Raw genomic sequence first — 16,283 nt, forward strand, 5'->3', positions numbered from 1 at the left:
TTTTTGAATAAAACCCTACTTCTATTTTAATATCAAGTTTGATCTTATATCAGATTGCTGATGTTTTGTGCTTTTTGCGCATTAGTCAATAGATTTATCCCGCCGCAAGTAGCGGGGAATTAAATCTGCGGAGATTAAAAGAGGCACTCAGATAGAGCAGTACAGAACGTCCATTGACAGGGCGGCAATTACAGCCCAATAGCCTGTTTTCCAGAGCTATAGTCATATATGGTCCGCCCCGTATTGCAAGAAAAAATTGACAGTCATGATTTCTGCCTGAATTGGTTTTATTCGGAGGAGGAGTCCCTGGATGCATTTCTGACCAGAGCAGAAACACGCATGACACCAGCAAATACATCGAATGAGCAGCAATAGATTATTGATCCCAAATAGGCTACTTTATTAACGCGTCTAGGTGACATTTTATAGGATTAGCCATACCGTAAAGTAAGTTAAATATCGCGAATATAGATCTCGAAACTTCTGGGTACGGCTTAATCCCAAAAAATTGCAATGTCTTGACTTCAATGGTAATTCATCATCAGCTTATCTAACAATCCATATTTATATTTCACTGTAAGAGCAATGTGGTAATGGATCTGCTGCGCATCAATGATGCGTCTTCTTTACGACCTCATGCATACAATTCTAATCAGAACCTTGTGGTAAAGCCATGCGGAATCACAAGTTCAATAAGCTTGCAAACCGCTGAACAGGCGGAAAGTCTTTTATATTCCAAAAACATCAGGAGAAATGATTTCTAATCCAGAATTTAATTTAAATGTCGTTATGATTTACTGGGGACATTTCCACCAAACCTATGAGGAGGTTTATCATAATGAGAAATAAATCATTGTCTAATAATGTTAACGAGATAGATCCTGTGACTATAGATTTTGATGACGAAGATGCACTGGCTGATGGCATGATTCCAGATAGTCGAATCGTCAAACTTATCGATGAATTAGAAATTGGTGATGATGATTTTGACGCTGCAGAAGAGTCTGGAATCACAATTAAATCTTTGGGGTTTCACCATTACTACGAGTGATGGAGAAATACACTTTAGACGGTCATGATGATACTAAGGTATTTTTGTCATTGGTATTGTTTCTGATCAGATAGATTTGGATAGACACAATTACGCCCTTTTTTCTTAGCGTTATACAGCTGCCGATCCGCTTGCGCGATTAATTCATTCAAAGATACGTTAATATTTTGAATGGTTGCAACGCCAAAGCTTGCGGTGAATGAGAGTTTTTTTTCCTTATCAATAGTAATTTGAATAGCCATGATTCTTTTGCGCATCCTGTCCGCAATGGCTATCGCATCCGCTAATCCTGTTTCCGGCAGAAAAATAAGAAATTCTTCACCCCCCCAGCGTGTCAGAATATCGCTACTCCGCGCTTCTTCTTGTATTGTTTCTGCCAATTGGGCAAGAACACGATCGCCCAGAGGATGCCCATAATTATCATTCAACAATTTGAAGTCATCGATATCGAGTATTATTACCGAGGTATAACTTCTATTGCGTAAACTTACGGCCCACATTGGTTGTACTAATTTGTAAAAGGCTCGTCTGGTATTTAAATTAGTTAACAAATCAATATCAGCTATTTTTTCAGCCTTCAGCTTATCACTTTGGGTGATGTTAAAACGTTCAGCAAGTGCAAGCGCCAGTAAAATCGCATCCGCCACCATCCCAATTTCTGCGGCCCGGTAAGTGAGCCAGTTGAATGGAATGAAGCCCCATAACGCATTAGCTGTAATAATGCCGCCACATATTGTAAAAATTGATGCCAAGAGAAAATATTGGGCAAATCTGTTTTCTGTTTGCAGAGAAACGACACCTAATATGACAGTAAAGATATAGAAATAAAAGATAAAGAACAATGAGATGAACAGTGTCGTTACAAATTCATCGGCCAACACTGCAATCAATGCTAATACGCTAAAGCTGAGACAACAGACGATGATCAATTGATATATGCGAGGCCTAGTAATTTTGATATTCAAGAAGTTCAAAGCAAATGCGAAGCCACTTAAAGTACACGCTACCATCAATACCGGATTGGACCACTGCTGCCAGCGCGGTGAATCAGGCCATAACCACTGATAGCCATGACCGGTGTATGCAGCATTAAGAAGCAGAAATAATAAGAGATAGAGTGAGTAAAAAAGATAGGGGCCTGTGCGTAATCCGATATGCAGCATAAAATTATAGGCAACTAAAGCCAAAATAACTCCGTATATCAAGCCGTAGCTATATGCTTGCAGTATACTTCTGTTAACTATCTCTTCTGCGGTAAGGAAATAAATGGGTATAACCATCGCGTCGTCGGTTTCAACGCGAATTAATACAATCGTGTCACCAGTTTCAAAGTCATGCTCGGTAACAAAAAATCGATGGCTAAACGGTCGTTGCGAAAATAACAAGCTATCACCGATATGATAGCTGTTAACTAATTGGTTTCTCTTGAGATAATAAACATCAATCTTGTCCAGCCAGGAGGTTTCAAACAACAAATTTCGAAGCACAGTGTCATGCGTATTATTTCTGACGTGGAATGCGAGCCATACAGGTTTTGCGCCGATGCCAAAATTAAGTACGGAATCGTTGGATTGTGAAAAATGACCATTTTTGAATGCATCATATGCACTTTGCATACTAAGGAAGGGATCTTTATTTTGATAAATTTGAATATATTGACCAATTGGTTCTTTGTATTTTTTATAAATATCAACATCTTGTGCGTTTGCCAACAAGCTCCAAAATAAACATACGAGTATTACTGCTAACACTGCGGATATGTTTTTCATAAACTGCTTGTTTGCAATAGCCAAAGATGAAGAGCAATAAGCCGTATTGAACAGATTAAGCTCATGTGAACTTAAGTTTCATAAGCAGGTATATGAGATGTATAATAATCGTTAATAGTGAATTATACTGCTTCTGTGTAAAGCAAAAAGCATAGTCATTATTTTTTTACTTCAATCGTGAAAACAACTAAGACAAAAAATTTGAAGAATAAAATGTCTAGCTTTATTTCTGAGAGTCTGAATTTTCTTGATCATCTGTGTTGATAGCAGTATTATCGCCAACTGTTCTAGGGTCAACTGAAACTTTGCGCGTTATCAAAGAAAAACAGGCAGATACTGCTGAGACCTTAACCGATTTACTCTTAGGTTGATGGGTGATCATGCTGATCTTTATGGGCAAGTGAGTTGGTGCCGGAGCGCTACGAATTCATGATGCTCGGCTTAGTGAATCTTCCTGAATTTATCGCTGTAAAGTACTGCAAACAGAGTCATATAATCCGCTAAATCGTTTTAGCCGGAGAATCAATCTAAGTTCCAGAATGAAGGTTATCCAAATTCGGTTCAATCATTATGGATCCGATATATCGGTCAGTATTTTTGAGCAGACGATCTTATATAGGCAGAAAAACGCGGTTGTAAAATTGCAGATATTCCTACTGCTGATGGCGGGATTGAGACTGCCAATACTGTGTCCAGTATGAGATTCAAGAATGATGGCGTGATCCGAATACAATCAGAAGGCAAGAAATGGTACGCGGATATGCTTTTTGCTTCCAGGGTCGGAAAAAGAGATTTTGGAATCAATGCCGCGGGTATGCGGTTTCCTAGCTGAGTTAGAATAAATAATGGAAATAAGTCATTTCGCTACGAAATTAATCATCAAATGAACAAACCGCATAGATAGCAATGGTATCATTTCACGGATTATTTTCTATTTTGGTTCTTGTAGGGAGTCGATATTTTTATTGAAAAGAATTTATTCCATTTTTGTCAGTGGAATAAATTTATCAAAAGATTGAAGCAAGCTTATAAAGTACGAGCACACAAAATAATTATATTGTTTCTGCAGAATGGAACTCAAGTTGTAGATTTCAAATGATTTACATGAACTAAGCAGGAAATATCCAACCGCTAACAGTATCCTAATTTTTATGAACTTATCGCTTGTCGCCCTTATACCTTTTGTCGGCGCCATTTTAGTTGCATCCATTTCCCGCTTGGGTAGATTACATGCTGCCTGGGGTGCCGGTGCCGTGACGCTACTCGCGTTAGCCTTTTTGTATCCCATGATTGCTGATGTTTTTTTAGGACAAATTATCATTCAGCGCTTCAGTTGGATACCCAATCTTGGCCTGGATATAGTCTTTCGTCTTGATGGATTGGGTCTGTTATTTTCGCTGATGATCTTAGGCATTGGCTTGCTCATTATCCTCTATGCTCGGTATTACTTGTCTGAGCGGGACGACATGGGGCGTTTTTTTGCTTACTTGCTGATGTTCATGGGCTCTATGCTGGGAATTGTGTTATCAGAAAACATTATTCAGCTGTTGATTTTCTGGGAATTAACCAGCCTATCGTCGTTCCTGCTCATTAGCTACTGGCAACACCGGCAAGAATCCCGAAGTGGTGCTCGCATGGCGTTGGCCGTTACTGGTGGCGGCGGTTTGGCACTACTTGGTGGCTTTCTGTTATTGGGTGAAATCTGCGGCAGCTATGATTTATCCGTAATTCTCGCATCTGGCGACAGTATCCGTGCCCACGCTTTATATTTACCGACGTTAATCCTGATACTGCTGGGTGCTTTCACTAAATCAGCACAATTTCCATTTCACTTCTGGTTACCCAACGCCATGGCGGCTCCCACACCGGTATCCGCTTATTTGCATTCAGCTACCATGGTAAAAGCGGGTGTGTTCTTGCTGGCCCGTTTGTTTCCTGCCTTGTCGGGTACACCGGAATGGTTCTGGCTAGTCTGCACGACAGGTCTGACCACATTGCTTGTTGCTGCTTACATTGCCATGTTTAAACACGATTTAAAAGGCTTGCTTGCGTACTCGACAATCAGTCATCTGGGTTTAATTACTTTATTATTTGGTATGGGTACGCCGCTTGCAGCAGTTGCCGGTGTTTTTCATATTATTAATCACGCGATTTTCAAAGCATCCTTATTTATGGCTGCAGGCATCATTGATCACGAAGCAGGTACGCGTGATATGCGCCGTTTGAGAGGATTGTGGAAATTTATGCCGCATACGGCATTACTGGCTATGGTGGCTGCCGCTTCTATGGCAGGTGTGCCATTATTTAATGGCTTCTTGTCTAAGGAAATGTTTTTTGCCGAAACTTTGCATCATGCCAATCAACCGTGGGGATGGCTTATGCCTGCCGCAGCAACTTTAGCTGGTATTTTTGCTGTGGCTTACTCGTTACGCTTCATCCATACGGTTTTTTTTGGTGGTGAGCCGGTTGATTTGCCCAAAACGCCACATGAGCCTCCCCGTTGGATGAAAGTACCAGTAGAAATTCTGGTTGCTTTATGCTTGCTGGTTGGCATATTGCCGGCATTAACTGTGGAGCCCATTCTGGCAGTGGCCGCGGCAGGTGTGCTACAAGGCCCTGTTCCAGATCATGATTTAGCAATCTGGCACGGTTTCAACCCGGCATTATGGATGAGCATCATTGCATTATCCGGTGGAATTTTAATTTATTTAGCTCGCCGTCCATTATCCGCATTGCATGATCGATTCGTTGATCGAATAGAATTTAAATCACTATATAATTATTTGCTTAACCAGCTATTTAAAGTTTCTAGTTATATAACTTATTTACTGAATTCAAATTCGCTACAGCAGATGCTATTTGTTTTTATGATTTTTATCCTGATGCTTGGCTTGGCAGGTTTCAACGAAAATGTATCTGCTTTAACCGGAGATCGTGCGTTATTACCTATGGATGGTGTCAGCATGCTCGTTACGTTGATTCTTGTGATTGCTGCAATTGGAGCCGTTATTTTGCACCGGCAACGTCTTGTATCGCTCATTTTAATGGGCGCAGTGGGTTTGGGAGTATCCCTCGTTTTTATCAAGTTTTCTGCACCGGATTTGGCTTTGACACAATTATCCGTCGAGGTGGTAACGATTGTTCTGATGCTGTTAGCGTTATATTTTTTACCGCAATTTTCACCACAAGAATCTGGAAATTATATACGCAGCCGTGATGTCATAGTCGCTACCGCGGCAGGTTTAGGCGTGAGTTTATTAGTTTGGGCCATATTAACTCGTCCATATCATAGTATCGCAGATTACTTTTTAAGCAATAGTGTGCCGGGTGGTGGCGGAACCAATGTGGTCAATGTCATTCTGGTTGATTTCAGAGGCTACGACACGCTCGGTGAAATTACCGTACTAGCATTAGCCGGGCTAGGCATATACGCGATGCTGCACCAACTGAAATTATCCGGTTCTGAGCAGGATAGTGAAGGACAAACCTGGGATCGTGACTTACATCCGGTTATCATGGCGTCGTTTGTGCGCTTGTTATTGCCGCTAGCCTTGCTGGTATCTGTGTATATTTTACTACGCGGACATAATCTTCCCGGCGGCGGCTTTATCGCCGGATTGATAACTGCGGTAGCATTAATTATGCAATATTTGGCCAATGGTGTCACATGGGCACATACTCGGTTGTCGGTCGATATGCATAACGTGATTGGTGCGGGTATTTTTATTGCTGCGTTGACCGGTCTTGCCAGTTGGTTTTTTGACCATCCCTTCCTGACATCCACATTTAGTCATTTACATTGGCCGATAATTGGAGAATTCGAGTTAGCTTCCGCCATGATTTTTGATCTGGGTGTTTATCTGGTTGTCGTCGGCACCACGCTGCTGATACTTATTTATCTTGGCCTGGTACATAAAGAGAGCCATTTGACAAACGTCAGAAAGAGAATCCGTTAATGGAAGCGCTGGTAGCAATACTGATTGGAACGCTCACGGCTTGTGGTGTTTACTTAACTTTACGTGGCCGGACTTTTCCGGTCGTGCTGGGTTTGACCTTTTTATCTTATGCCGTCAACTTATTTTTATTGGTCATGGGACGACTCACTGTTGGCAAGCCCCCAATTATAGTGGAAGGCGTAACGGAGTATGCAGATCCCTTGCCGCAGGCGCTAGTATTGACAGCTATTGTGATCAGCTTTGCCATGACTGCTTTTGTCATTGTTTTGTCGCTCAAGGCGCACTTGGAAATGGGGAATGATCATGTGGATGGAAAGCATAAACCATGATAAACCATATTGTAATTCTTCCTGTAATATGGCCGCTGTTGCTGGGTGCGTTGTTATTATTGCTACAAAAACAGAGCCTGCAGGTACTGCGCATTGTGAGCATTTCATCCGTCAGTGTTTTGGTCTTGTTGACGGGATGGCTGCTCAGTATCGTTCACAGCGGCGAGATTCTAGTTTATGTGTTGGGCAACTGGGCGCCGCCATTTGGCATCGTTCTGGTTGCCGATCGGCTTGCTGCTTGGATGCTGATCATTACTGCGCTGGTTTCGTGGTGCGCGCTAGTTTACGCAGTACGTGGCACTGACACTGCCGGTCCACATTTTCATGTTTTATTTCAATTGCAATTATTTGGATTAAACGGCGCATTTTTGACCGGTGATTTGTTTAATTTGTTTGTATTCTTTGAAATTCTGCTGCTTGCTTCCTATGGCTTATTGCTGCATGGTGGAGGACGGTTGCGCACGATGGCCGGGTTGCATTTTGTCATCATCAATCTTGTAGGTTCAACTTTGTTTTTGTTTGCGGTGGGAACACTCTACGGACTTTTGGGCACACTGAATATGGCGGATTTAGCTGTTAAAGTTGCCAATACTCCTGTCGAAGATATTGCACTCATTCGTACCGCTGGCTTACTGCTGTTTGCCGTGTTTGCCCTCAAAACCGCTCTTTTGCCACTTTATCTATGGTTGCCTGCAGCGTATGCCCACACATCTGCTCCGGTTGCAGCTTTGTTTGCCATCATGACCAAGGTTGGCGCATACTGCATTCTGCGTGTTTATACCTTGATCTTTGGTGAACGGGCAGGTCCAATTGCCGACTTGATTGAACCCTGGTTGTTGCCTTTAGCTTTGGCCACACTGATTGCAGGTGTGCTGGGTGTGCTGGCAAGTACGCATTTACGCCAGCAAGTGGCCTATCTAGTGGTTGCATCCGTCGGTACACTGCTCATCGCTTTTGGCATCAATACGAGTGCCGGAATAGCTGCCGGATTGTATTACTTACCACATTCCACTTTTGCCGCCGCAGCGTTTTTTCTACTCGCTGATAGCATTGTTAATCGCCGTGGCGAAATGAGTGATCGATTTGAACCGGGTTTAATCATGTTGCACCAACGAATAGTAGGTACACTTTTTTTTATAATGGCCATTTTGGTAGCTGGATTACCACCATTATCTGGCTTTGTCGGAAAATTCCTGATTCTGCAAGCAGCGCTGTCACATGTTGCTCTATCATGGATAATGGCCACTATATTAATAACCAGCTTGTTTACTATCATTGCATTGGCGCGTAGCGGCAGCTTGCTGTTTTACCGGGCACAAGCCCCGGAAGCGACCCATGCAGCAACGGATGACCATACTCAACCTATTATTACACCTCATGGTATAAGTGGGTTGGCAATACCTGTCTGCTTACTTGCGCTATGTGTAGCTTTAATGATTTGGGCTGGTGCAATTACTGAATTTGCACAGGAAACAGCAAATCAATTGCTGCATCCCGATGACTATATTCAATCTGTGCTAGGTACTGGAAAATAATAACCATGGCTCGTCTACTCCCTCATCCCATTTTATCTCCCACACTGGCATGTTTATGGTTGTTGCTGGTAAACAGCATAACGCCCGGGCAGATTTTTCTCGGCTTATTGTTGGGCTGGATGATACCATTGTTGACCCTGCGATTCTGGCCAGAAGCAGTGACTATTCGCAAGCCGCTTACCTTGTTGCGCTATATCGGCTTGTTACTGATAGATATCATAATGGCTAATTTCACCGTAGCACGTCTAATTCTTGGTGATCCAGATCGGCTCAAACCGATTTTTGTTGAATTACCATTAGACCTAACATCCGATCTGGCTATCAGTTTATTGGCTAATAGCATTACATTGACACCAGGAACAGTGTCGGCGCGGTTGTCTGAAGATCGTCGATATTTATTGGTTCATGCGCTGAATGAAGCTGATCCGGATGCGTTGATCGCGACAATTAAGCGCCGCTACGAACGTCCATTGCAAGAGATTTTTGAGCTATGTTAAATTCTGTAATTCCAATTGCGCTTGGATTAGTAACAGCGGCTGTCGCCATGAGTTTCTGGCGCTTACTGTCGGGCCCCAGCATGCCGGACCGGATTCTGGCACTGGATACTTTATATATAAATGCTATTGCATTGTTGATGTTGTTAGGTATTCACCTGGGCAGCGCGCTATTCTTTGAGGCGGCACTACTGATCGCTTTGATGGGCTTTATAGGCACTGTTGCGCTGTGCAAGTATTTACTGCGCGGTGATATTATCGAATAAATCATGCTGGAATATTTATTATCTTTTCTGATTCTGACGGGTGCTACCCTAACTTTTATTGGTTCCTTGGGTCTCTTGCGACTTAAGGATTTTTACATGCGCTTACATGGGCCGACCAAAGCCACGACTTTAGGAGTTGGCAGTCTGCTGATCGCATCGGCATTATTTTTCAGCAGCCATAATGCCGGTATCAGTCTGCACGAAGTACTGATTACGGTGTTTCTTGTTATCACCGCTCCGGTGAGCGCACATTTACTTGCTAAGGCAGCATTGCACCTGAATTTGCATTCGTTTGCGAAAATGCCGGCTAAATCAACGAAGGGAGAAGATGGGGCAGACGATGACGCAATGGATACCCAAACACCGGAAGAAAAATCTTCTTCATCGGATACACATGTACCCCGCAAACCGGTTTAGTCTTGAATCTTAGTGTTATTCGAGTTGAGAGTTTAAGCATTTGTCTCTTACTTGAATAAACAAGTAGATCGATAGAAATACTATAGTAAGTTTTGAGGTTAGATTCTTTAGTACCTGCTATCATTTGATAATAAAAACCTAATTCACATTCACAATTTTGTTAAATAGAAAATCAGCAGAATTTTTTCTAAGTATCAAAATTACAGGGGTAAACTGGTTTATTTCGAGGTAAGAAAAATTCTGAATTATATTAATATAATCCTAAAGCTATTACTTTTTATGGAAGGAAATTATTAACAATGTTGACACATATACAACGCCTTGAAGCGGAGAGTATTCATATCATGCGGGAGGTGGTCGCAGAGTGTGAGCATCCGGTAATGCTCTATTCGATCGGCAAGGATAGTGCAGTGATGTTGCATCTTGCAGTAAAAGCATTTTATCCCTCGAAGCTACCTTTCCCATTGTTACATGTCGATACGACGTGGAAATTTAAAGAAATGATTGAATTTCGTGATGTAATGGCAAAGAAATTAGGGCTTGATCTTATCGTTCACATTAACCCCGAAGGGATTACAAAAGGAATCAACCCTTTTACACACGGTTCCGCAGTTCATACGGATATTTGGAAAACTGAGGGTTTAAAGCAAGCATTGGATAAACATGGTTTTGATGTCGCCTTCGGTGGGGCGCGTCGCGATGAGGAGAAATCACGTGCCAAAGAGCGGATTTTTTCCATTCGTTCAGCACAACATCGTTGGGATCCCAAGCTACAGCGCCCCGAGTTATGGCGGTTATATAACGCGCGCAAGAATCCGGGTGAAAGTATTCGTGTTTTTCCGCTTTCAAATTGGACCGAGCTCGATATTTGGCAATATATCCATTTGAACAATATTCCTATTGTGCCATTGTACTATGCTAAAGAACGGCCTGTTGTGGAGCGTGATGGTACTTTAATTATGGTTGATGATGACCGTTTGCCGATGCGAGAGGGTGAATCTCCGATGATGAAAAAAGTTCGTTTCCGCACACTGGGTTGCTATCCTTTAACCGGTGCGATTGAGAGCGAGGCAAGTTCTCTGGTGGATATTATTCAAGAAATGTTGCTGGCAAGAACATCTGAGCGTCAGGGGCGATTAATCGATCATGATTCCACAGGTTCGATGGAGAAAAAGAAACAGGAGGGTTACTTCTAATGGCACACGTATCAGATTTGATTGCCGAAGATATCGAGCTGTATTTAAAATCGCATGAGAACAAAAGCATGCTTCGGTTTATCACTTGCGGCAGTGTTGATGATGGGAAAAGCACTTTAATTGGACGGATGTTATATGAATCCAAAATGCTGTTTGAAGATCAATTGGCTCAATTAGAGGCAGATTCCAAAAAGGTCGGTACCCAAGCCGGTGACTTAGATTTTGCATTATTGGTCGACGGGCTTTCTGCGGAACGTGAGCAAGGAATAACCATTGATGTGGCCTATCGTTTCTTTTCTACCGATAAGCGCAAGTTTATCGTCGCAGATACACCAGGCCATGAGCAGTATACCCGCAACATGGTCACAGGGGCTTCAACGGCCGACGTGGCGGTAATTCTTATTGATGCGCGCAAGGGTGTCCTGACACAGACGCGGCGTCATAGCTATTTAGTTTCATTAATTGGAATTCAACATGTGGTGCTTGCGATCAATAAGCTGGACATGGTGGAGTATTCAGAAGAAATTTTTCATCAGATTAATAAAGAATATCGTGAATTTGCAAAAGAATTAGGGTTGAGTAATATTGTAACTATTCCGATGTCAGCCCTTAAAGGCGATAACATTACCTCATTGAGTGCCAACACGCCGTGGTATCGCGGTGAAACATTGATGGGATATCTGGAGAACGTGCAGGTCGAGGATATCAATGTGGAATCTGGAGTTTTTCGCATGCCGGTACAATGGGTCAATCGCCCAAATCTGGATTTTCGAGGTTACTCGGGTATGGTTGCACGTGGCAGCGTCAGGCCAGGTGACCTTGTTCGTGTGTTACCGTCTGGCAGAGAGAGTCGTGTAACTCGCATTGTGACCAGTGATGGCGATTTAACGCAGGCAGTTTCAGGGCAATCGATTACATTAACATTGGCCGACGAAATCGATATCAGCCGTGGAGATATTTTAGCCGCTACCGATACTTTGCCGGGTGTGGCCGATCAATTTGAGGCCACGATTGTCTGGATGATAGATGAATCGATGCTTCCCGGTCGGCCGTATTTGATGAAAATCGGAACAAAAACTGTCACTGCAAATGTCTCGGTGTTGAAATATAAGGTAAACGTTAATACGCTTGAACATGTCGCTGGTACCAAGCTAGAACTCAATGAAATTGGTATTTGTAACCTCAGTACTGACCAACTGATTGCTTTCGATCCATATAAAGAAGATCATGACATCGGTGGTTTTATCCTGATTGATCGCTTAACTAATAATACGGTTGGTGCCGGCATGTTGCATTTTGCTTTGCGCCGGTCACAGAACATTCACTGGCAGGCGATCAATATCAATAAGCAAGCACATGCTGCTACAAAAAGGCAAAAGCCCTTTATTCTTTGGTTTACTGGTTTGTCCGGCAGCGGTAAATCAACCATTGCTAATTTAGTTGAGAAGAAACTCTATTCTCTTGGCAAGCATACCTATCTGTTGGATGGAGATAATGTGCGTCATGGGCTTAATAAAGATCTTGGTTTTACTGATGCAGATCGGGTTGAAAATATCCGCCGTATCGCTGAAGTTGCCAAATTAATGGTCGATGCAGGTCAGATTGTATTGGTGTCATTTATTTCACCTTTCCATTCAGAACGTAGGATGGCCAGGGAATTGGTAGAGCAAGGTGAATTCTTTGAGGTCTTTATTGATACGCCTATTCATGTCGCAGAAGAGCGCGACCCCAAAGGGTTGTACAAGAAAATGCGTCGAGGTGAATTGAAAAACTTTACCGGAATTGATTCGCCTTACGAAGCGCCAGAAAATCCGGAAATACATATTAATACAACAAAGCTTACTCCAGAACAGGCTGTTGATGACATTGTCAACTACCTGACGCATATAGGCGCTTTAGATTAACTTTTTAATAGTCATTGTCCGTTGAATATAAAAATGAAGGTTAATTTTTCTCATATGGTCATATATAGGAAGCTATTCAGATGAATCGTTTTTATGTATTTAATGGTGACGCGGATGGCGTATGCGCATTGCATCAATTCAGACTTGTAGATCCTGCAGCTGCTAATCTGATAACTGGAGTTAAGCGTGATATCAAGCTATTGGATCGGGTGGAGGCAAATCCCGGCGATCTGGTAACAGTACTCGACATTTCTCTGGACAGTAATCGTAAAGGATTGATGCGATTATTGGAGGAGGGCGTCAGGGTTGAGTATTTTGATCATCATCACGCCGGAGAGATACCGCAGCACCCTAACTTGACTGCACATATCGATTTATCCGCTGATGCTTGTACCAGTCTTCTGGTCGATCAGTATCTAAAAGGGAAATTTCATTTGTGGGCAATTACTGCCGCCTTCGGCGACAATCTTGTGCAAAAAGCTCGTCAACTGGGAGCTACAGCAAAATTAACGGAAACTGAAATAGATCAACTTGCACGCCTGGGTGAGTATCTAAACTACAATGGCTATGGCGATAATCTACCTGATCTGCATTTTCACCCCACTGCACTTTACGAAGAAATAAGACCTTATGCGAATCCATTCGATTTCATCGCTGAGTCGAATGCTTTTAGGAAACTTGCTGAGGGATATCAGGATGATACGAGTCAAGCAGATTCATTGCAGCCCTTGACAACCGATGAACGATATGCTGCCTATTTATTGCCAGATGCCCCTTGGGCAAGGCGCGTCAGCGGTATTTTTGCCAACAAGTTGGCAAATGCGTATCCCCAACGTGCACATGCGGTGATAACTCCTAATCATGCTGGCAACTATACTGTAAGTGTGCGAGCCTCTCTTACAAACCCATGTGGTGCTGATGTATTGTGCCTGCAATTTAATACAGGAGGAGGGCGCAAAGCCGCAGCTGGCATCAACCATTTACCAACAGGTTCATTAGATAATTTTGTCAGCAGCTTTAAACAACACTTTTGTAGCTAGTTCAGTGAAGCACTGGAACATTTAGGCGAAACTTAATCCGACTAAATAAATTGATTACTTCTTATTGAGGGTTATCGTCATGATTCTTGTCACCGGTGGTGCCGGATATATTGGATCACATACATGTGTTGAATTGCTAAATGCCGGTTTTGATGTGACCGTGTTTGATAATTTTTGCAACAGCAATCCCGAAGCACTGGCCCGTGTAACGACGATAACTGGTAGGAAACCAAAATTAATATCTGGCGATTGTCGCGATCGTGTTGCCGTGGTAGCAGCCCTCAAGCAAAGCAAGGCTACCGCTGTTATACATTTTGCTGGTCTCAAGGCAGTTGGTGAATCCGTTGATCACCCACTTTCATATTACGATAATAACGTTGTGGGAACATTACGCCTTTTGGAAGCGATGCAAGAATGTAATGTCAAAACCTTGGTATTCAGTTCTTCTGCAACGGTTTATGGCGATCCAGTTAAGTTACCGTTAACGGAGGACCATCCGCTCGCTCCCACCAATCCCTATGGTCGCAGTAAGTTGATGATTGAAGAGATATTGCGTGATTTCCAGCACAGCGACCGTTCGTTTCGAATCGGCATATTACGTTATTTTAATCCAGTAGGTGCACATCCAAGCGGCTTAATCGGTGAAGATCCGCAAGGAATACCAAATAATTTGATGCCTTTTGTGGCACAAGTTGCAATTGGTCGTAGAGATACTCTAAGCGTATGGGGTAACGATTATCCAACTGTCGATGGTACGGGGGTACGTGATTACATCCATGTCGTTGATTTAGCGCTTGGTCATCTCAAGACATTGGAAGCACTAGGTGTCACACAAAGCGAACAACAAAATGGTCAATATCCGAACTGTTTGACCGTAAATCTAGGTACCGGCAGAGGCTACAGTGTTTTGGAGGTTGTTCGCGCTTATGAGCAAGCCAGTGGACAGTCTATTCCTTATCGAATCGCACCTCGACGCCCAGGCGATATTGCTTCTTGTTATGCGAATCCGGATCGCGCCTATGAATTGCTTGGTTGGCGAGCGAAGCTTGGATTGGATGAAATGTGCGCCAGTAGCTGGCATTGGCAAAACACAAATCCAAATGGTTATTGAAATTTGGATGCATCACATTATGATTTATCAATCAGCAAATCAATTCTGATTTAATCTATTAAGAAACATTAAGGAGATATCGAATGAAAGCAATTAGAAAGGCTGTATTTCCTGTTGCTGGATTAGGAACCCGTTTTTTACCGGCAACTAAAGCAAATCCTAAGGAAATGCTGCCTATTGTTGATAAGCCATTGATTCAGTTTGCCGCAGAAGAGGCTGTTGCTGCCGGCATTGATGTGCTAATTTTCATTATTGGCCGTAACAAGAGTTCAATACCGGATCATTTTGACAAAGCCTTTGAATTAGAAGCTAAGTTAGAAGAAGGCAGAAAACAGGAAATGCTTAATGTAGTTCGCAATATTCTGCCAGCACGTATTGATTGCGTTTATATTCGTCAGGCAGAAGCATTGGGATTAGGGCACGCTGTTTTATGTGCGCAATCCGTAGTCGGTGATGAACCTTTTGCGGTATTGCTGGCGGATGATTTGATCAATGCTAATGAGCGTTGCTGTCTGAGTCAAATGACCGATATCTATAATCAGAATCATTGTTCAATTTTAGGAATTGAACGGGTGCCGCATGAAACTGTCAATCGCTACGGTATTATCGATAGCGTGCCAATTTCAGATAGCTTATCTAAAGTTAACGCAATTGTAGAAAAGCCGGCGGTTGATCAAGCACCTTCCAATCTTGCGGTTGTCGGCCGCTACATCCTGACGCCACGAATCTTTAAACTTTTGGAACAAACCCAGCGTGGTGCTGGTAATGAAATTCAACTCACGGATGGCATTGCAAAATTGCTAAAAGAAGAATCTGTGTTGGGCTATGAATTTCAAGGCAAGCGTTTTGATTGTGGCAGCAAGTCAGGTTACTTGCAGGCAACAGTAGAATTTGCATTACAACATCCCGAACTTAAGCATGAATTTAAAAACTATTTGACTGAATTAACAAAAGAGTATTCCTGACGATTGCCAACATCAAATGGCATGCACTGTTAAAGTGATATGTGCTGTCAAAAATGGAGTCCATGTGTTTAAGCAGCGATTAGATTTGCATAGTATTGCTGCGTAAATTGTGCTGGTGACAAATAGCCCAGCTTTTTTGTTTTCTCTGCCGGTTATAGAATATTTCTATATATTCGGTAATCTCCTGAATGGCTTGTTGTCGTGTTTTGAATCTTCTATGATGCACCAGCTCGGTTTTAAGTATCCCCCA

At 42.7% G+C, this 16,283-nt stretch carries 14 protein-coding genes and 1 pseudogene; 13 read left to right on the top strand and 2 right to left on the bottom strand.

Annotated features, from left to right (window positions below):
* The first annotated feature begins 838 nt into the window (after positions 1 to 838).
* Positions 839 to 1,051, top strand: coding sequence for a hypothetical protein (locus Q0C11_RS11980; protein ID WP_293008278.1), 213 nt, complete (start codon positions 839 to 841; stop codon positions 1,049 to 1,051).
* 47 nt (positions 1,052 to 1,098) lie between these two features.
* Here the strand turns inward: Q0C11_RS11980 and Q0C11_RS11985 are convergent, their stop codons facing one another.
* Positions 1,099 to 2,820, bottom strand: coding sequence for a diguanylate cyclase (locus Q0C11_RS11985; RefSeq protein ID WP_293008280.1), 1,722 nt, complete (start codon positions 2,818 to 2,820; stop codon positions 1,099 to 1,101).
* Positions 2,821 to 3,469: 649 nt separating this feature from the next.
* Here Q0C11_RS11985 and Q0C11_RS14720 point away from each other — a divergent pair.
* The 12 genes from Q0C11_RS14720 (at position 3,470) to galU (ending at position 16,033) form a co-directional block, all read left to right on the top strand.
* Complete coding sequence (locus tag Q0C11_RS14720; RefSeq protein ID WP_367273756.1) at positions 3,470 to 3,652, top strand: DUF1499 domain-containing protein; 183 nt, start codon at positions 3,470 to 3,472, stop codon at positions 3,650 to 3,652.
* Between the two features lie 319 nt (positions 3,653 to 3,971).
* A complete protein-coding gene (locus tag Q0C11_RS11990; protein WP_293008282.1) occupies positions 3,972 to 6,776 on the top strand; it encodes a monovalent cation/H+ antiporter subunit A in 2,805 nt (934 codons plus the stop codon).
* Positions 6,776 to 7,105, top strand: a complete 330-nt coding sequence (locus Q0C11_RS11995) for a Na+/H+ antiporter subunit C (RefSeq protein ID WP_293008284.1) — start codon at positions 6,776 to 6,778, stop codon at positions 7,103 to 7,105. Before Q0C11_RS11990 ends, Q0C11_RS11995 begins: the two co-directional genes overlap by 1 nt.
* Positions 7,102 to 8,640, top strand: coding sequence for a monovalent cation/H+ antiporter subunit D (locus Q0C11_RS12000; RefSeq protein WP_293008286.1), 1,539 nt, complete (start codon positions 7,102 to 7,104; stop codon positions 8,638 to 8,640). Before Q0C11_RS11995 ends, Q0C11_RS12000 begins: the two co-directional genes overlap by 4 nt.
* Before the next feature lie 5 nt (positions 8,641 to 8,645).
* On the top strand, positions 8,646 to 9,137 hold the full coding sequence (locus Q0C11_RS12005; protein WP_293008288.1) for a Na+/H+ antiporter subunit E: 492 nt from the start codon (positions 8,646 to 8,648) through the stop codon (positions 9,135 to 9,137).
* On the top strand, positions 9,131 to 9,400 hold the full coding sequence (locus tag Q0C11_RS12010) for a K+/H+ antiporter subunit F (RefSeq protein ID WP_293008289.1): 270 nt from the start codon (positions 9,131 to 9,133) through the stop codon (positions 9,398 to 9,400). The genes Q0C11_RS12005 and Q0C11_RS12010 overlap by 7 nt, the downstream gene beginning before the upstream one ends.
* Positions 9,401 to 9,403: 3 nt before the next feature.
* Complete coding sequence (locus tag Q0C11_RS12015; RefSeq protein WP_293008291.1) at positions 9,404 to 9,817, top strand: Na+/H+ antiporter subunit G; 414 nt, start codon at positions 9,404 to 9,406, stop codon at positions 9,815 to 9,817.
* 299 nt (positions 9,818 to 10,116) lie between these two features.
* The gene (gene cysD, locus Q0C11_RS12020; protein WP_293008293.1) at positions 10,117 to 11,013 is read left to right on the top strand and encodes a sulfate adenylyltransferase subunit CysD; all 897 of its coding nucleotides are present in this window, start codon (positions 10,117 to 10,119) and stop codon (positions 11,011 to 11,013) included.
* Positions 11,013 to 12,917 carry a sulfate adenylyltransferase subunit CysN gene (gene cysN / locus Q0C11_RS12025; protein WP_293008295.1) on the top strand — a complete coding sequence of 635 codons (1,905 nt, stop codon included), beginning with the start codon at positions 11,013 to 11,015 and terminating at the stop codon, positions 12,915 to 12,917. The genes cysD and cysN overlap by 1 nt, the downstream gene beginning before the upstream one ends.
* Positions 12,918 to 12,997: 80 nt before the next feature.
* Entirely contained in the window at positions 12,998 to 13,957 is a 960-nt protein-coding gene (locus Q0C11_RS12030) for a DHH family phosphoesterase (RefSeq protein WP_293008297.1), read from the top strand.
* A 79-nt stretch (positions 13,958 to 14,036) separates the two neighbouring features.
* Positions 14,037 to 15,068 (top strand): UDP-glucose 4-epimerase GalE, encoded by a 1,032-nt coding sequence (galE, locus tag Q0C11_RS12035; protein WP_293008299.1) that lies wholly within the window; start codon positions 14,037 to 14,039, stop codon positions 15,066 to 15,068.
* An 83-nt stretch (positions 15,069 to 15,151) separates the two neighbouring features.
* Positions 15,152 to 16,033, top strand: coding sequence for a UTP--glucose-1-phosphate uridylyltransferase GalU (galU, locus tag Q0C11_RS12040; protein WP_293008301.1), 882 nt, complete (start codon positions 15,152 to 15,154; stop codon positions 16,031 to 16,033).
* A 68-nt stretch (positions 16,034 to 16,101) separates the two neighbouring features.
* Here the strand turns inward: galU and Q0C11_RS12045 are convergent.
* Positions 16,102 to 16,283, bottom strand: a pseudogene (locus tag Q0C11_RS12045) (IS3 family transposase); the annotation flags it as partial.

It is taken from the genome of Nitrosomonas sp. (assembly GCF_022842015.1).
Classification (GTDB): domain Bacteria; phylum Pseudomonadota; class Gammaproteobacteria; order Burkholderiales; family Nitrosomonadaceae; genus Nitrosomonas.